Source organism: Gammaproteobacteria bacterium (genome assembly GCA_029862005.1).
In the GTDB taxonomy this organism is placed as follows: domain Bacteria; phylum Pseudomonadota; class Gammaproteobacteria.
In genome coordinates this window covers 1-18322 of sequence record JAOTYD010000007.1, presented here as the reverse complement: position 1 = coordinate 18322, position 18322 = coordinate 1, and the positions used below count along the sequence as shown (strand labels likewise).

Annotated in this window: 17 protein-coding genes; 4 read left to right on the top strand and 13 right to left on the bottom strand. The window is 54.7% G+C overall.

Going from position 1 to position 18322, the window contains the following annotated elements:
- Nucleotides 1-67 precede the first annotated feature (67 nt).
- Nucleotides 68-703 (top strand): adenylate kinase, encoded by a 636-nt coding sequence (locus tag OES20_06720; protein ID MDH3634383.1) that lies wholly within the window; start codon nt 68-70, stop codon nt 701-703.
- Between the two features lie 2 nt (nt 704-705).
- On the opposite strand, the gene OES20_06715 is transcribed toward OES20_06720, so the two are convergent.
- The 3 genes from OES20_06715 to OES20_06705 are packed head-to-tail and all read right to left on the bottom strand — an operon-like array spanning nt 706 to nt 3795.
- Nucleotides 706-1080, bottom strand: a complete 375-nt coding sequence (locus OES20_06715; GenBank protein ID MDH3634382.1) for a hypothetical protein — start codon at nt 1078-1080, stop codon at nt 706-708.
- A 25-nt stretch (nt 1081-1105) separates the two neighbouring features.
- Entirely contained in the window at nt 1106-2152 is a 1047-nt protein-coding gene (locus OES20_06710; protein ID MDH3634381.1) for an ABC transporter ATP-binding protein, read from the bottom strand.
- Nucleotides 2149-3795 carry an iron ABC transporter permease gene (locus OES20_06705; GenBank protein ID MDH3634380.1) on the bottom strand — a complete coding sequence of 549 codons (1647 nt, stop codon included), beginning with the start codon at nt 3793-3795 and terminating at the stop codon, nt 2149-2151. Before OES20_06705 ends, OES20_06710 begins: the two co-directional genes overlap by 4 nt.
- A 220-nt stretch (nt 3796-4015) precedes the next feature.
- On the opposite strand from OES20_06705, the gene glnE reads away from it, so the two are divergent.
- From glnE to OES20_06690, 3 genes are read left to right on the top strand one after another with little or no spacing between them, the layout of a single operon-like run.
- On the top strand, nt 4016-6847 hold the full coding sequence (gene glnE / locus OES20_06700) for a bifunctional [glutamate--ammonia ligase]-adenylyl-L-tyrosine phosphorylase/[glutamate--ammonia-ligase] adenylyltransferase (protein ID MDH3634379.1): 2832 nt from the start codon (nt 4016-4018) through the stop codon (nt 6845-6847).
- A 1-nt stretch (nt 6848) separates the two neighbouring features.
- Nucleotides 6849-7772: a branched-chain amino acid transaminase gene (locus tag OES20_06695; GenBank protein ID MDH3634378.1), complete on the top strand. Its 924-nt coding sequence runs from the start codon at nt 6849-6851 to the stop codon at nt 7770-7772.
- 7 nt (nt 7773-7779) lie between these two features.
- Entirely contained in the window at nt 7780-7992 is a 213-nt protein-coding gene (locus OES20_06690; GenBank protein ID MDH3634377.1) for a zinc-finger domain-containing protein, read from the top strand.
- Nucleotides 7993-8151: 159 nt separating this feature from the next.
- Here the strand turns inward: OES20_06690 and pnp are convergent, their stop codons facing one another.
- The 10 genes from pnp to OES20_06640 form a co-directional block, all read right to left on the bottom strand.
- Entirely contained in the window at nt 8152-10254 is a 2103-nt protein-coding gene (pnp, locus tag OES20_06685) for a polyribonucleotide nucleotidyltransferase (protein ID MDH3634376.1), read from the bottom strand.
- A 16-nt stretch (nt 10255-10270) separates the two neighbouring features.
- Nucleotides 10271-10540 (bottom strand): 30S ribosomal protein S15, encoded by a 270-nt coding sequence (rpsO, locus tag OES20_06680; GenBank protein MDH3634375.1) that lies wholly within the window; start codon nt 10538-10540, stop codon nt 10271-10273.
- A gap of 113 nt (nt 10541-10653) precedes the next feature.
- Nucleotides 10654-11577, bottom strand: a complete 924-nt coding sequence (truB, locus tag OES20_06675) for a tRNA pseudouridine(55) synthase TruB (protein MDH3634374.1) — start codon at nt 11575-11577, stop codon at nt 10654-10656.
- A complete protein-coding gene (rbfA, locus tag OES20_06670; GenBank protein ID MDH3634373.1) occupies nt 11577-11945 on the bottom strand; it encodes a 30S ribosome-binding factor RbfA in 369 nt (122 codons plus the stop codon). The genes truB and rbfA overlap by 1 nt, the downstream gene beginning before the upstream one ends.
- 12 nt (nt 11946-11957) lie before the next feature.
- Nucleotides 11958-14543, bottom strand: coding sequence for a translation initiation factor IF-2 (gene infB, locus OES20_06665; GenBank protein MDH3634372.1), 2586 nt, complete (start codon nt 14541-14543; stop codon nt 11958-11960).
- 17 nt (nt 14544-14560) lie between these two features.
- Nucleotides 14561-16099 carry a transcription termination factor NusA gene (nusA, locus tag OES20_06660; protein MDH3634371.1) on the bottom strand — a complete coding sequence of 513 codons (1539 nt, stop codon included), beginning with the start codon at nt 16097-16099 and terminating at the stop codon, nt 14561-14563.
- Between the two features lie 63 nt (nt 16100-16162).
- On the bottom strand, nt 16163-16609 hold the full coding sequence (gene rimP / locus OES20_06655) for a ribosome maturation factor RimP (protein ID MDH3634370.1): 447 nt from the start codon (nt 16607-16609) through the stop codon (nt 16163-16165).
- Between the two features lie 401 nt (nt 16610-17010).
- Nucleotides 17011-17403, bottom strand: a complete 393-nt coding sequence (locus OES20_06650; GenBank protein ID MDH3634369.1) for a PEP-CTERM sorting domain-containing protein — start codon at nt 17401-17403, stop codon at nt 17011-17013.
- A gap of 24 nt (nt 17404-17427) precedes the next feature.
- Nucleotides 17428-17661, bottom strand: coding sequence for an integrase core domain-containing protein (locus tag OES20_06645; GenBank protein ID MDH3634368.1), 234 nt, complete (start codon nt 17659-17661; stop codon nt 17428-17430).
- 23 nt (nt 17662-17684) lie between these two features.
- On the bottom strand, nt 17685-18322 hold a 638-nt coding region (locus OES20_06640; GenBank protein ID MDH3634367.1), incomplete at its 5' end, for an IS3 family transposase.

The following is an 18322-nucleotide window of genomic DNA, read 5'->3' as shown; positions in this document are numbered from 1 at the left end:
GCCCTTGCCAAGGCGGGATAAAACCGGAGAATGAAGTGTCTGATTTCAATTCAAGTTGGGGGAAATAATGAAAATCATCCTGTTGGGACCGCCCGGGGCCGGTAAGGGTACGATCGCGAAAGCCTTGATGCAGCATGACGGGTCGGTACAGATATCCACCGGCGATATTCTGCGGAGTGCGGTTGCCGCCGGCACAGAACTTGGAAAACAGGCGGAAGCGGCGATGAAGGCCGGTGACCTGGTCACCGACGAGCTCATCATGGGAATCATGGAAGAACGCCTGCAGGAAGAAGACTGCAAGCAGGGATACCTGCTCGATGGATTTCCGCGCACTATACCCCAGGCCGAAGCCTTGAAAGCCCTGCTGGCGAAACTTGGAGAAAAGCTCGATTGCGCGCTGGAGCTCGATATCCCTCGTGATGTGATTATCGACCGGCTAACCACCCGCCGCACCTGCACCAACTGCGGTGAGATCTACAACGTCAAGTCCAAGCCGCCAAAGGTGGATGGTGTTTGTGACGTCTGCGGCAGTCAAATTGTACAACGTGATGACGAGACCGAGGAGGCGATCGAAAACCGGTTGCAGGTGTATAACGAACAGACTGCCCCGCTGGTATCGTTTTACCGCGATGAAGGTTTGCTGGTATCGGTTCCCAGTTCAGATATGACGACGGTCATGGAGGCGATCAAGGACCGGGTCTGATCTTATTCGGTAGCGCTACGGGTTTCAATTTCAATGCGCTCGATTCCGGCGACAAACACCTGCAGACCATCCAGCGTCGTGAATCCGTCGCTTTGAATGTCACTTTTCATGGCCTGGTAAGACTTCGTGGCACCGGATTGCGTGTTGATGACATGCACGGTGACAACCGAACCGCGCTTATCGGCTTCAAGGTAAATCATGGTTCCGGCGGCAACGGCCATGATCACCATAAATCCAATTGCCGCATTACGCACCAACATTTTCTTGCGCTCGGCGCCAGGATTTGGAATCGTTTTCAGCACCGGTTTCGTTCGCGCCGACAGCATCCACATGCATGCCACGATGACTGCCAGAGTGATAAGTATTTTGCTGATCATTAAATCTCGAAGTGTGAGTTCGATCCTAGCTGCGGGGAAAGATGACCAGGTGGTCAACGTTAAGCCGAATCCCGATACGTTCGTTAATTTTATGATTATGGTGGCTGGGTGCAAGGCACATTACTTCAATTCCACTATCCATGCGTAAAAAATATAAAAAGTCAGCACCTCGAAATGCCTTTTCGACGACGATCGCCGAATCCTCTGACTCATCATCGTGAATGACATCGTCCGGTCGAATCAGGATATCCACCATCGTACCGGTTTCAGCCTCGATCCTGCTGTTGCCCTGAATCACACCAAGGCCGGTTTTGACAGTGGTTTGATTTTCAACCGTGGCCGGAATGATGACACCCTGGCCGATAAAATCGGCGACAAACCGATTCGTCGGCTTGTGATAAAGATCATAACCACTGCCCTGCTGCAGGATACGGCCCTCGTTCATGACACAAATCTGGTCAGCCATGGCAAATGCCTCGTTTTGATCATGGGTTACCAGCATGGCCGTATTATTCTCCTGCTTCAGGATACTTCTGACCTCGCGCGCCAGTTGCTCGCGAAGTTCGACATCCATGTTCGAGAAAGGCTCATCCAGCAGCAGGATTCGCGGGCGCGGTGCCAGCGCACGCGCCAGCGCAATTCGTTGTTGCTGCCCACCCGAGAGCTGATGAGGATACGCCTGCGCATAGGCTGGCATGCCGACAATCGCAAGCATCTCCTGGATTCGAGTCTGCTGGTCGCGCCGGTTCATTCCCTTCAGACCAAAGCGGACATTATCCTCGACTCGCAGGTGCGGGAATAACGCAAAATCCTGGAACACCATGCCAATATTGCGTTTTTCGGGCGGCAGATTGAATTTGCGCGAACTGACCACGGTATCGTCAATCAGAATGCGTCCGCGCCAGGCTGGCTCGAACCCGGCGACGGCGCGTAATACCGTGGTTTTACCGCAACCGCTGGGCCCCAGCACGCATCCGATTTCACCCGGTCGCAGCGAAAAACTGATCTGGTTCAGGACTTGCAGGTCATCGTAGCCGGCATCCAGTTTTTCGACGTCCAGTTTTGAAGTCATGAACCTGCCCGGGAGGTTTTTATACTGTGACTCAGCAGGATAACAGGTACCAGTCCCACGACAACTATCATTAATGCAGCCGTAGAAGAATCGGCGAGCCGCTCGTCTGATGCGAGCTCGAATGCCCTGACGGCAAGCGTATTGAAATTGAAGGGACGCAGTATCAGCGTTGCCGGCAATTCCTTCATGACATCGACAAAAACGATCAGGAATGCCGTCAGTACGGTGCCTTTCATCAACGGCAAATGAACCCGCAATAGTATTTCAAATGGTGTATAGGATAACGAACGCGCTGCATCGTCCATCGACAGCTTGATCCTGGTCAGCCCCGACTCGATCGACTGAATCGAAACTGCAAGAAAACGCACCATGTAAGCGAACATCACCGCAAACAGGCTGCCACTTAACAGCAGTCCGCTTGAAAATCCGAAGTGTTCACGCATTGCACTGTCGACACTGTTATCGATCCAGGCAAAGGGAATAATGACACCAACGGCGACCACGGTACCGGGTATTGCATAACCTGTTGCCACCACACGAATTGAAGCCGCCACCGTGTAGCTCGTGAACAACCGCTTGCCGTAACCCAGGAACAGCGCAAGCACGACCGCGAGTGCTGCGGCGCTTAACGCGAGCGCGATGGAGTGGTAGGTGAGTTTTATAAACGCCTCATCGATCATGTAGCCATAGGTTTCCTTCGCCCAGATAGCCAACTGGTAGGCTGGCAGCAGGAAACCCAGCAATAACGGGATAAAACAGGCGCAAAAAGCGAGCCAGGCACGAGAGCCGCTGAGCCGATACTGCGGCAGGGCACTATAGCGACCAGACGTATGATGATACTGGGCCTGCCGACGCGACCAGCGCTCGATGACGACCAGCACAAACACAAACATCAGCAGGATTGCTGCCAGCTTGGCCGCGGCGGTACCGTCCCCAAGACCGAACCAGGTGCGAAAAATTCCGGTCGTAAAAACGCCCAGTCCGAAGTAGGAAACCGTGCCGTAGTCGGCCAGGGTCTCCATCAGCGCCAGCGATAAACCCGCGACAATGGCAGGACGCGCCAACGGTATCGCAACGCGATAAAAACTGGCCCAGACCGAACAGCCCAGGGTCCGGCTCACTTCGAGCACGCAAACCGATTGCGCCAGAAACGAAGCGCGTGAAAGCAGGTATACGTAGGGATAAAGCACCAGTGAAAACATCGTCACCGCGCCGCCAAGTGAACGCACCTCGGGAAAGTAGTAATCACGCAAACCCCAGCCGGTAAGCTCCCTGATCCAGGTCTGCACCGGGCCGGCATAATCGAGCATCCCGGTATAGGTATAGGCGATGATGTATGCCGGAAACGCCAGCGGCAACAGCAGGGCCCAGGCAAAAAAACGCTTTCCCGGGAACTCGCATACGCTCGTCAACCACGCACAGCCCACACCGATCAGCAGGGTTCCACAGCCGACACCCAGCATCAGTAGCGCCGAGTTCAGCAGGTACTCACCAAGCACCGTACTGATTAAATGTTGCCAGACCTCGTTAGCAGGATGGATGATAAAACTCGCGATCGTAAAAATAGGCAGGCTGAACAGGATGGCAACCAGTAGAATTCCCGGTTTCCAAACGCGTTGCAGGTAAGGGTAGCTTGCGGTCACTGTATTCTTCTGGTTACTACTCGGTGTTGTTCAGGGACGTTAAGTGGCGACTGAACCGGGAAAATTGGTTTGCTGCATACCGATAAATTTACTGGTTTGCGAACTCGTTTCGGCGCTAAACTTGCCTTGCGGTAAATCATGCAAAAATCGCAAATAACAACGCAGATACTAATGAATATAGATAATAACGTAAATAATAACACTTCTCATTCGCATTAACATGGACGTAATTCCCGAAAAGCCAGACCTGCTCGACGAAAATCGCTTTCAGTGGCAGGAAATTGTTGCCTATTTAAAAGAAACCAGGACGCAATCGCAGGATATTGTCAAAATCGAACGCCTTGCGATCGCAAGCCCCTACGCGCTGCAACAACTGCAACAACGACCGGAATGGATTAAGTCCCTGCTTCAGCTTGAGGAATTCATGCCTGCAACGACTATTATCGATCCCGGCGCGGACAGCAAGATTGATCTCGAGCAAGTCAAGCAGCAGTTGCGCCGCTACCGCCATCAAAAATTGGTCGAGATCATTTACCTGGACGTGGTGGCCGCCAACCCGGTCGAGATGACGCTGCGCCATTTAAGCGACCTGGCCGATCAGCTGATCCGGGAAACCTTGCACGCCTGCCAGCAACAGCTCTCGGTAAAACACGGACGGCCGCTGGACTCGAACGGCGATGAAATGGAATTGAATATTATCGCCATGGGTAAACTGGGCGGGGGCGAACTTAATTTTTCGTCCGATATCGATTTGATCTGCTGTTACGACAGTGACGGGGAACTCAAAGGTTACGGACAATTGAGTTACCAGGAATACTTCAGTCGCCTGGTTAAACTGTTCACCCAGGTCTTGAGTGAAACCACCGCCGACGGTTTCGTTTATCGGGTCGACCTGCGCCTGCGACCCTGGGGGGAATCCGGACCGGTTGCCCTGAATCACAGTGCGCTCGAACATTACTACCAGTTACACGGGCGTGAGTGGGAACAGTACGCGATGGTCAAGGCCCGTATTCTGACCGGTAGCGATGCCAGTCGTGGCTACCTTGCAGCAATCATCAAACCGTTTGTTTACCGCAAGTACCATGATTACCGCGTGTTTGAAGGACTTGCCACACTCAAGCAAAAGATTGATTCCCAGGCTAAATCAAAAAAGATGCGTGTCAATATAAAGGTTGGCCAGGGCGGAATTCGTGAAATCGAGTTTTTTGTCCAGGCTTTTCAAATCCTCAAAGGGGGACGCAATCATCAACTGCAAAACACCAGTATCTTCGACAGCTTTAATGCCCTCGAAGCTCAGCAGATCGTTGACACCGAAACGATAAATATATTACGCGAGGCTTATTGTTTTCTGCGCCTGCTGGAAAATCGTATCCAGATGTACGCCGACCAGCAAACCCACGATTTACCCGATAATCCCGTGCAGCAGATCCGCATCGCCGCGACAATGGACTTTACCGACTGGGCAGCGGTTGTCACCAAACTGCAGCAGCATCGCGATCAGGTTTACCACTGTTTCAGCGAGCTGTTCCAGCAGGATGTCGCGAGTCCGGAGCCGGTAATCGATGATGGTTTCGACGAGGCAATCGATGACAGCAGGCAATGGGAATTTATCGCCAACGCTAAAATCGATGAGGCCCGGGATATCAACCAGTTGCTCAATCGGTTTTTACAATCGAAAGCCTGGAGCTTCATGTCGGCAAAGGCTAAACAACGCTTCAGCACACTGTTACCGATTTTGATCGAGGCCATCCGGCCCTGCCCTCATCCGGCTATCTTGTTTGAGCGATTCATGCGTTTGTTTTCGTCGATTGCGGGACGTAGCGTTTATTTCGAGCTGTTGTTTCAAAACCAGGCACTGCTGCAAAAGCTGGCCTCCCTGTTCGAGAAAAGCGCCTGGATAGCCGAAGAAGTCTCGCAATACCCGATGCTGCTTGAGAATCTGATCCAGGCGGGTGAACGAGACCGCTTCGACAAGCCAAAGTTACTGCAGCGTTTACAGCAACAACTTGACAACATCGAAGGTGATGCCGAGCTCGAACTCGACAGCCTGCGCATATTCAAACGCGAGCAGACTCTGGTAATTGCCTGTGCCGAGCTGGCACAGGAGATCGACGCCAGCCAGGTCAGTCGTTACCTCTGTGAACTGGCGGAAGTCGTACTCGAAGCAGTCTGCCAGTTAGCCAGCAAAACACTGCAGCAGCAGTACGGCGTACCGGAGTGTACCGAATCGGATACGCGTCGACAGGCCAACTTTGCGATCGTCGGGTACGGCAAGCTAGGCGGCCGCGAAATGCATTACCAGTCGGACCTCGACCTGATCTTTCTGCATGATTCGAGTGGCGAACAGCAGCATACGAGCAGTGAAAATTGTGTCGAAAACTCGGTCTATTTCGCACGCCTCGCGCAGAAAATTATCTCGATGACCAGTGTCCTGACCGCATCGGGCAAGCTCTACGAAATCGATTCGAGACTGCGGCCGGAGGGATCGTCGGGATTGCTGGTATCGTCAACCCAGGCCTACCAGCGCTACCAGTTGGAAAAGGCCTGGACCTGGGAACACCAGGCGCTGGTGCGCGCGCGCGTGGTTGCCGGTGAGCTTGCGCTGAAACCCGAGTTTGATCGTATTCGCGAAACGGTACTCAGGCTACCGCGGGATATCGACAAATTAGGTCGCGACATTGTTGAAATGCGGGAGCGAATCTATCTCAGCAAGCGACCCCCGGAGGGTGAGCGCCGGGATTTGAAGCAATCGCGCGGCGGCATGGTTGATATCGAATTCCTGGTGCAATACTGGGTGCTGGCACACGCAAATAGTATTGGCCCCGATTGTTTATATTCTGATAATATTCGCCTGCTCAACGAGTTGTTTCGGTTAAATCTGATCACCAGTTCGCAGTCGCAACTGGCTGAAATTTACCAGACCTATCACCGGTTGCTGCACGAATCCGTGTTGCAAAATCAATCCGCCGAGGTTGAAGCCGATTTGATTGTCGAGCAGGTAAACCATGTTATTAACTGCTGGAACACGTGTTTCAGCGTGCAGGAGAATTAAAATGTCGATGGCTGATCGCGATGGGGTCATCTGGTTTGACGGTGAAATGGTCGCCTGGCGAGATGCCACGGTGCATGTCTTGACCCATACCTTGCATTACGGCATGGGCTGTTTCGAGGGCGTGCGTGCCTACCATGCCGACCAGGGCACCGCGATCTTTGCCCTAGACGCGCATACCACGCGCCTGCTGGATTCGTGCAAGGTACTCGGCATGGCGATTCCATTTGACAAACAGCAACTGATCGACGCACAGATTGCCGCGGTGCGTGAGAACAAGCTCGACAGCGCCTATATACGACCGATGGTTTTTTACGGCTCCGAGGGTATGGGGCTGCGCGCGGACAATCTTAGCGTGCACTGTATCGTCGCCGCCTGGGAATGGGGCTCCTACCTGGGCCAGGAAGGACTGGAGAAAGGTATTCGAATCAAGACTTCCTCGCACACCCGCCACCACCCCAATATCGCGATGACCAAGGCCAAGGCGAACGGGCAGTATATCAACTCGATGCTGGCGCTCGGTGAAGCCCTTAAAGACGGTTACGATGAAGCCCTGTTACTTGATCCCGAGGGCTATGTCGCCGAGGGTAGCGGCGAGAATATCTTTGTGATCCGGGATAGCGTAATCTATACCCCTGAAACCACGACGGCGCTGAACGGCATCACGCGCAAAACCATTTTCAAGCTCGCTGCAGACCAGGGCCTCGACATCATAGAACGGCGCTTCACCCGTGATGAAATATACATCGCCGACGAGGCTTTTTTCACCGGCACGGCGGCCGAGGTCACGCCGATTGCCGAGCTCGACAACCGCCCGGTTGGCAGTGGCAAGCGCGGCCCGATTACCGAGCGCCTGCAGTCGGGCTACTTTGACCTGGTGCACGGGCGTAACGAGAAATACCTGGACCTGCTAACTTTCGTAAATTAGGAAATCGATGGTCAATCCAGACACAGCATCAAACCAGTCCGCATACTCAACACCCAATGCGAAAACCGCGGTCGAAGTAAAGACCGACGACCTGCCCATTCACTGCCCTATGGAAGGCTCGAGCCTGTGGAATTCACACCCGATGGTGTACATACCGGTCGCGGAAAATGGCGGCGAGGCCAGGTGCCCCTATTGCGGCACCATCTTCAAGATTATTTAGCCGTCTAACAGCAAACAAACCTTAAAACCTGCCAGGCGCTGCTGACTTCCCTATGCCATTGTCTGATCGGGACCAGTGATCTTTGAATCGATTTTATAACGAACATAAAAAAGGGGAAACGCTGTTTCCCCTTCGCTACAACAAAATTACCAGTATGCGCTAAACTGTCGCGGCCTCTCCTTCGGCAACGGCTTTCATACTCAGGCGTATGCGGCCCTGCCGATCCACTTCGAGCACCTTGACCTTTACCATGTCGCCCTCCGAAAGCTTGTCGCTGACGCTCTCGACACGCTCATCTGAAATTTGCGAGATATGTACCAGCCCGTCTTTTCCGGGAAGAATGTTCACGAAAGCCCCAAAGTCCATGATCTTGGCAACCTTGCCTTCGTAAATCACACCAACCTCGACGTCTGCGGTAACCTGCTCGACACGGCGACGGGCCTCGTCACCGGCGGCTTTTTCGACCGATGCGATTTTTACCATGCCATCATCGTCCACTTCGATCGTGGCGCCGGTTTCCTCGGTAATCGAACGGATCGTTGCCCCGCCCTTACCGATGACATCGCGAATTTTTTCTGGATTGATACGGAAGGTGATCAGTCGCGGCGCGTATTCGGACATCTCGGCACGGCTTTCGCTCAGCTCTTTGGCCATTTCAGCGAGAATATGCAGCCGACCTTCGCGGGCCTGGTCCAACGCCTGCTGCATAATCTCGGTCGTAATACCGTCGATCTTGATATCCATCTGCAGCGCGGTAACGCCATCGTTGGTACCGGCAACCTTGAAATCCATATCGCCGAGGTGATCCTCGTCGCCGAGGATATCGGACAGTACTGCGAAATCATCGCCTTCCTTGATCAGGCCCATCGCGATACCCGCAACCGGTGCCTTTAAAGGAACGCCCGCGTCCATCAGCGCGAGACTGGCGCCACAGACGCTCGCCATCGACGAAGAGCCGTTTGATTCGGTAATCTCCGAGACGACGCGAATAACGTAGGGAAAGTCATCCAGGTGTGGCATCACGGCCTGCACGCCGCGCTTGGCGAGGCGGCCATGCCCGATCTCGCGACGCTTGGGAGAGCCCACGCGCCCGACTTCACCGACGCTCGAAGGCGGAAAGTTGTAATGCATCATGAAATTTTCTTTACGGGTTCCTTCGATAGCGTCGATTAACTGCGCATCACGCCCGGTGCCGAGGGTCGTCACCACCAGTGCCTGCGTTTCACCGCGTGTAAACAGGGCTGAGCCATGAGTTCGTGGCAACACGCCTGTGCGGATGCGGATGGGGCGTACAGTCCGGGTATCGCGTCCATCGATACGCTTTTCACCGGCGATGATGAGACCGCGCACAATTTTCTTTTCAAGCTTGCTGATTGCTCCGCGCACGCCCTCTTCGCTCGGAGAATCTTCCGCTTCGCTGACCAGTGCAGCGACTATTTCGGTGCGGATTTCACCCAGTTTGTTCTGGCGTTCCATCTTGTCGGCGATGGTATAGGCCTGCGCAATCGCTGACTCACCCTGGGCGCTTACTTTTTCAGCCAGGGTTTCGTCGGTTTCAGGTGCCTGCCATTCCCAGGTTTCAACTCCGACTTCAGCGGCTAATTCTTCGATGGCCCGGATTGCGGTCTGCATTTGCTCATGACCGTAAACCACCGAATCCAGCATCACCGATTCGGACAGGCAGTTGGCTTCCGATTCCACCATCAGGACTGCATTTTTGGTACCTGCAACCACCAGGTCCAGGTCCGATTCGGCGACCTGGCTATTGGTCGGGTTGAGGACGTATTCGCCGCCAATATATCCAACACGGGCAGCGCCTATCGGGCCGCTAAATGGAATTCCGGAGACGGCCAGAGCCGCGGATGTACCCAGCAAGGCCAGAATATCGGGATCCACTTCAACGTTCATTGAAATCACGTTGGCGACGACCTGGACTTCATTCATGAATCCTTTCGGAAACAGCGGACGGATCGGTCGATCAATCAGGCGGCAGGTCAGTGTCTCTTTCTCACTGGGCCGACCCTCGCGCTTGAAAAATCCACCGGGGATTCTGCCCGCGGCATAGGTCTTTTCCTGGTAATCGACCGTCAGTGGAAAGAATCCACGGCCGGGATCAGCGCTCTTCGTGGCCACCACGGTGACCATGACGACCGTGTCAGCCATGCTTACGATTACAGCACCGCTGGCCTGGCGCGCAATTTCTCCGGTTTCCAGCGTGACTTCGTGTGCGCCGTACTGAAATGTCTTTTTGATTGGATTCACTATTCTCTCACCTTAATTAACGACGCAATCCGAGTTTTGCTATCAAGTCTTTGTATCGTTGCTGATTTTTGGATTTCAGATAATCCAGTAAATTGCGACGCTGGTTAACCATCCTCAACAGGCCACGGCGTGAATGATGGTCATGAATATGCTGTTTGAAGTGCTCGGTAAGATGACCGATTTGGTGCGACAATAGCGCCACCTGCACTTCGGGTGATCCGGTGTCACCGCTACCTTGCTGATAATCAGCGATAATTGCAGCCTTCTGCTCAGCTGACATTGACATGGATAAACCTCGTGGGCCCGAAAAAGGCAGGTATTCTACCTATCTGGGCAGGTGGTAACAAGAACTTTCACCGGAATAACCCCGGTTATTGGCGAGGGCCATACCATATAGTGCTATCTAGCTGTATTCATTAGTCTTTTGGCTTTCAGTTCGCCCTCGGGGCCGACCTCACCGAGGCCGATAAAACAGCCCTCGTCGGACACCAGTCGACACAGCCCGGATGCTCGAGCATGACCCAGCTGAATCCGTTTCCCGTGGCAGATATCGACGCAGCTCGCAGCATCCAGCTCGAGTTCGGGAAACTGCGCCAGGGCACTGGCAACCGGCAGCAGCAATGCGTCAATCCGATCCATGCCCTGGTGCTGCAATTCCTCTAACTCCTCAAGCGTAACCGCTGCCGATTCAGCAAAATTACCAACCGCGGTGCGTCGCAACGCGGTCAAATGGGCACCGCATCCAAGCGCGGCTCCGATATCCTCGGCGAGTGTCCTGATATACGTCCCCTTGGAACAGGACACCTCGATCGACAGGCTATCGTCGGTGCAGGCCAGCAGTGTCAGATCGTAAATCTTTATCTTACGTGGTTTACGTTCAACCTGCTCACCGGCGCGCGCGAGCTTGTAAAGCCGCTGACCCTGGTGCTTGAGGGCGGAATACATCGGTGGAATCTGCTCGATTTCACCGACGTATCGTTCGAGCGTCTGCCTGATCTGCGTTGGGTCTACCTGTACAGGCACCGTTTCAAGCACCTCTCCTTCGGCGTCTCCGGTCGTCGTCGTCTGCCCGAGACGACAGTAAGCACGGTAAGTCTTGTTGGCGCCCAGCAGGTAGCTGGAAAACTTGGTCGCCTCGCCCAGGCAAACCGGTAACACACCTGTCGCCAGCGGATCGAGGCTGCCACAGTGCCCCGCTTTGCGTGCGCGATACAGTTTGCGGACCTGCTGCAGGGCCTGGTTCGAACTGAGGCCGGGTGGTTTCTCCAGAATCAGGATAGCGTCGATATCCCGATAATCGCTGGGCCCGCGCTGCTTGCCCATTAGCGTCCGGATTTAATCTTGTCGTTTGCGACAACCGAGTCGATCAGGTCGGACAACTGGCGCCCGCGGATATCGGTATCGTCGTAGATGAAGCTGAGTTTCGGGGTGATGCGGGCCTTGAGGCTCTTGCCGATTTCGTGCTGTAAGAATCCACTGGCACGGTTCAGGGCCTCGAGACAGTCGCCGGCATCATCCGGATTCAACACGCTGAAGAAGACCCGCGCATGCGACAGGTCCTTGCTGACCTGAACCTCGAGTATGCTCGGCATCGACAGGCGCGGATCCTTCAGGCCACTTTGAATCAGCGCGGCTAAAGCGCGCTGGATCTGCGAGGCTATCCGTTCACTGCGCGGATAATCTTTGGGCATAACGATTCACACTCAGTCGAGCGAGCGCGCCACTTCGATACGTTCGAACACCTCGATCTGGTCGCCGGGTTTTACGTCGTTGTAATTTTTTACCGCGATTCCGCACTCGGTCCCCATGCGAACTTCTTCGACTGGATCCTTGAAGCGTCGCAGCGACTCCAGCTCGCCTTCGTAGATGACGACGTTATCGCGCAGCACGCGAATCGGTGCACCCTTGCGCACCACGCCCTCGATCACGATCGAGCCCGCGACATCGCCAAATTTCGGCGACCGGAAGACATCCTTGACCTCGGCCAGGCCGATGATGTTTTCCTGCGATTCGGGTGACAGCATTCCCGACATCACGGCCTTGATATCATCGATGATGTCGTAAATTACGCTGTAATAGCGGATTTCGACCCCGTAATCGCCGGCGACACGTTTGGCTGCCGCATCCGCACGCACGTTAAACCCGATCACGATAGCATTTGACGCTGCCGCCAGGTTAACGTCGGATTCATTGATACCCCCGACGCCGGTCGAAACCAGCTTGGCACGTACCTCATCGGTAGACAGTTTTTCCAGCGACTCGCGGATTGCCTCGGAACTACCCTGCACGTCCGCTTTGATCAGCACGTTGGTTTCAGCGACTTCGCCTTCGGCCATGACATCGAACATACCCTGCAGCTTGGCCTTTTGCTGGTCAGCGAGTTTGCTTTCACGCGTTTTGGCTTCGCGAGTCGCGGCAAATTCACGCGCCTTGCGTTCGTTTTCGACGACGAAGACCTCGTCGCCGGCGTTGGGCACGCCCGACAGGCCCAGCACGACCGCGGGCATGGAAGGTCCCGCTGATTTGATCGCCTTGGCCGATTCGTCATACATCGCACGTACCCGTCCGAACTGGGTTCCGGCGAGCAGCATCTGCCCCTGTTGCAGCAATCCCGATTGCACCAGCACCGTTGCCACGGGACCACGACCCTTGTCGAGAGACGCTTCGATCACAATACCCTTGGCATTGCCTTTTTCGGCCGCTTCAAGCTCGAGAACCTCGGCCTGCAACAGGATCGAGTCGAGCAGGCTATCGATTCCGTCACCGGTAATGGCCGATACATTGACGAAAATATTCTCGCCACCCCACTCCTCGGGAATGACTTCCAGCGCCGCGAGTTCATTCTTGACCCGGTCCGGGTCCGAGTCCTCTTTGTCGATCTTGTTGACGGCGACGACCAGAGGTACTTTCGCCGCCGCTGCATGCTGAATCGCTTCCTTGGTCTGCGGCATGACGCCGTCATCGGCAGCGACTACGAGCACAACGATGTCGGTTGCCTGCGCGCCACGGGCGCGCATCGCGGAGAACGCGGCGTGCCCCGGCGTATCGAGGAAGGTGATGATGCCCTTGTCGGTTTCGACATGGTAAGCACCGATGTGCTGGGTGATGCCACCCGCTTCACCCGAGGTAACCCTGGATTTTCGGATGTAGTCGAGCAGCGAGGTCTTGCCGTGGTCGACGTGACCCATGATGGTGACCACCGGTGGCCGGGTAACCTTGTCCTTGCCCTCCTGGCCGGTACTCGCGAGCAGCTCCTTTTCGAAGTCGTCTTCGCTGGCGGCGGTAACCACCTTATGACCCAGCTCCTCGACCACGAGCGTGGCAGTGTCATGGTCGAGCACCTCGTTGATGGTCGCCATGGTACCCATTTGCATCAAGACCTTGATCACGTCACCGGCCTTTACGGCCATGCGCTGTGCCAGTTCGGCCACGGTGATCGCTTCGGGGACCTCGACGCTGCGCACCACCGGCGCGGTCGGCTTCTCGAACCCGTGCAGATTCTTGATGTCGTGTACCTGTCGTTGTCCCTTCTTGAATTTCTGCTTGCGGTTCGGCTGATGGGCAGATTCCTTGACATGCAGCTCCTTGCGCCCGTAACGGGTACTCTTGTCATCGTGCTTGCCATGCTTGCCGGTTTTCTCGCCCGTCGTCGCGGCCGCACTCGCGGCTGCGGCTGCCTCAAGTGCGACGCGTGCCGCCTCTTCAGCGGCCTCAGCAGCCTCGGTTTCGGCACGTTGTTGCTCGATTGCTTTCTGCGCGGCCTCGACTTCCTGCAGGCTTCTTTCGTAGGCCTTCTTTTCGGCTTCTTCACGAATCGCCTGTTCCTCGGCCGCGCGGGCAGCCTCTGCCTGCACCTGGGCCGCTTCCTCGGCCTGCCTGGCCTGCTCCTCGGCCTGCTCATGCTCGTCCCTGGTTTTTTCTTCAACCTCGGCCTCGGCTTCCTGCTGAACCTTGGCCTCCTCGGCCTCGATATCGGCACGCCGCACGTAGGTGCGCTTTTTACGCACCTCGACGTTGATCGTCTTGGTGGTGACGTTACGCCCCGAGCTGCCAGAAACCCTGAGCTCACTCTTGCTCTTGCGGCGCAGCGTTATTTTCTTGGGACCTTCAGAATCTTCCTTACCATGGCTGCTGCGCAGTGATTCCAGCAACTTCATCTTGTCTTCGTCAGAAATCGGGGCGTTCTCGTCCTTGACGTCAACACCCGCGGTATTGAGCTGGTCGAGCAGTTTTTCGACGTTGACGCCGATAACTTCCGAAAGTTGTTTAGCTGTAATTACATTTGCCATGATCTACCTTCCACTTGCTAACTTGCATCCGATGCCGCTGCGCTTACCTGCTCGGCTTCTGCCTCGGCAAACCAGGGTTCGCGGGCCTTCATGATCAACTTACCCGCAAACTCGGCATCGATGCCTTCGATCTCTTCGAGTTCCTCGGTCGATTGCTCGGCCAGGTCTTCCATGGTGCAGATGCCGATGCGCGAGAGTTTATGCGCAAGCTCGCTGGTCATGAATTCCATGTTCAGCAGATCGTCCTGCGGCTCGCCGGCCTCGGCGGTTTCTTCACGCGCAATCGCCATGGTCAACAGGGCATCGCGAGCCCGTCCCCGCAGTTCCTGCACAATTTCTTCGTCAAATTCTTCAATTTCATTCAATTCGGATTCCGGGATATAGGCCACCTCGTCGATCGTGGTTAAACCTTCCTGCACCAGGATAATAGCCACTTCCTCGTCAACATCGAGCTGGCTCATGAAATTTTCCACCAGCTGGCGCGACTCGCCTTCTGATTTTTCCTCGGCCGCGGCCTCGTCCATGACGTTCAGCGTCCACCCGGTTAACTGGCTCGCGAGCTTGATGTTCTGGCCACCGCGTCCAATCGCCTGCGACAGCTTGTCTTCGGGCACCGCGATATCCATCGAATTGGATTCTTCGTCGATGACGATCGAGGCAACTTCGGCCGGCGACATCGCGTTGACTGCGAACTGGGCGGCGTTCTCGTCCCACAATATGATGTCGACGCGCTCACCGGCGAGTTCATTCGAGACCGACTGCACGCGTGAACCCCGCATACCGACACAGGCACCGACCGGGTCCATGCGCGGATCGTTGCTCTTGACTGCGATCTTGGCACGCATGCCGGGATCACGCGCCGCGGACACGATTTCGATCAGGTCCTGGCCGACTTCCGGCACCTCGAGCTTGAACAGTTCGACCAGGAATTCCGGTGCGGTACGACTGATAAACAATTGCGGGCCGCGCACTTCGGAGGCAATCTTGTACAGGTAACCACGCACCCGGTCACCGGGGCGCACCGATTCGCGCGGAATCATTTCCTCGCGCGGAATAAAACCCTCGGCATTGTCACCGAGATCGACGTAGACGTTGCCGCGCTCGACGCGTTTCACCTGCCCCATGACCAGTGAACCCTCGCGGTCCTCGTAGGCATCGATGACCTTGCGGCGCTCGGCCTCGCGCACTTTCTGCACGATAACCTGCTTCGCGGTCTGCGCCGCGATACGGCCGAATTCGACCGACTCGATCTGCTCCTCGATAAAATCGCCGAGCTGGATATCGGGATCATCGACTTGCGCCGCCTCGAGCGTTATCTGGCGCAGCGGCTCTTCGAGACCGCCATTTTCTGCCGGTTCGACTACTTCCCAACGGCGATAGGTATCGTAGTCGCCGGTCATACGGTCGATATCGACCCGCACCTCGATATCCTGCTGATGTTTCTTGCGCGTCGCCGACGCGAGCGCGGCCTCGATCGCTTCGAATATAATTTCGCGATCCACACCCTTCTCGTTGGAGACGGTATCTGCTACCAGCAGGATTTCTTTGTTGTCCATCGTCGTTAATCTCAATATGTTCAAATGTTCGACTGCCCTGCGTGGCAATCGGTTTAATCCAGTTCAAATATCCCCGACCAAATTCGCCTTGGCGATATCGGCATAAGGCAGATCGAAGGTCTCACCATCGACCTCTATCTTTACCCATTTCGAGTCAGCCACTCCCTGTAGCTCACCCCTGAAATTCTTGCGACCCAGCTGGCCCACTGCCAGCTTGATTTTCGCCTTGCTGCCGGCAAAGCGTTCAAAATCCGCCAGCTTGAACAGCGGCCGGTCGATACCTGGCGATGAAATCTCCAGGTCATAGGCCTGCTGAATCGGTTCCTCGACATCGAGGATGCCGCTGATCTGGTGGCTGATCGCCGCACAATCGTCCAGGCTGACACCGCTGTCACGGTCGATATACACCCGCAGCGTACCGTGGTGACCCGAACCCTGGAACTCGACGCCGACCAGTTCATAACCCATCGACTCGACCACCGGCTCAAACAGTTGCGTTAAATCCCGCACGTTTACGTCCTAAAAAAACCACTCAAAAACTTACCAATAAAAAAGGCCCTGATAGGGCCTTTTAACTGACTACTGACTCGTCGTTGGACCTGGATCCCATCGTTAGCCAGTTAAATTTAGGTAGCGGAGAGCGTTAATCCGCCGGGCTCGTCCTGCGCCCTTCTGGTCAAGCATCCCTCTTCACCACTTGCGGGCGCGAATGTACGCCTTTTTGCATAAAAAATCAATAGGATACTGAAAGTAAGACATAGTTTCTTGTAGTCAGATATGTCTGCTTATTGATGAGAGGTTAGGGGTGACTAGTCATACCCCATATCACGGATGGGGTTAAACTCCAAATGCTGGCATAAAAAAGCCACCTCGAATGAGATGGCTTTAATATTAACTTACCTGGTCAGTTACTAGCTGCACGCTTTGCGACGTGCGAAACCTAAAACTAACAGGCCCAGTCCAAACAGCGCGATAATAGAAGGTTCCGGCACACGGCTTGCGGTAATTACTCGTATCCAGTCACCGGGTTCGGTAACGCGCATGGTCAATGTCAAGGCATTTCCGGAAACATTATAACAGTCATCCGAGGCAGGGCATGGTGGGATACCCTCCAGGCCTCGGGCACTAAAAGGTAAAACAGGATAGAGTGTCCCTGCTGCTCCAAGGAGGCTACTGCTTGCAACTTCAAGACTGCCAGAAGAATCTGACATAACGCCTAAAATGAGACCGTCGAACAACCATTCGACATTAAAATGTTCGATTAACGTTCGATCATCTCCTGGCCCACTGTTAAGAAAGATCATGTGGCTATCTGGACTTCCCAGGGTTTAGTAGACGCCTTCTAGCTTCGAAAAATAGTCCGCTTCGAATTTAGCAGGAGACACGCCACCGGTATGGCTATGTCGCTTCACCGGATTGTAAAACATCTCGATGAAATTAAATATCTCACCTCTAGCTTCGTCGCGTGTCGCATAGATCTTTTTCTGGATCACTAGCTTTTTAAATGTGGCAAAGAAACTCTCTGCAACTGTGTTATCGTGACAATTGCCTCGGCGACTCATCGACGGCTCTAGAGTGTTCTCCTTCAGGAATGCCAGATAATCCGCGCTGCATACTGGCTACCCTGGTCACTATGGACTAGCACCGGTTCCTTGGGCTGACGCTTCCAAACAGCCATCAACAGTGCATTGAGAACCAAGTGCCGATCAATCGTTTTGTCCATCGACCAGCCGACAATGCGGCGTGAAAACAGATCGAGCACGGTCGCCAGATATAGAAAACCTTCATAAGTCCGAACGTACGTGATGTCGCTCACCCAGGCCTGGTTAGGCGCATCCGGGCTAAAGTTACGATCCAGGTGATTGGCAGCAACGCTGGCCAACTTGCCACCCTTGATATGACGGCGCTTGAAACCGATCTGCGCCTTCAGTTTATTCTCTCGCATAATCCGAGCGACACGATGGACGCTACAGGTTTCACCGGCTTCGCGCAGGTCCCGATGGATCCAGGGACTACCATAAGTCGCCCCGCTTGCCACATAGAATCGTTTGATCAACTTCAGCAATCGTTGGTCTTCGATCGCTCTGGCCGACATTGGCTTGTGCAACCAGGCATAAAAACCACTGAAATGCACTTTAAAGAGCCGGCACATCGCTCGAATCGAAAACTCGCCACGATGATCACGGATAAAGGCGTACTTCACCCGTGGTCGTTGGCAAAGTA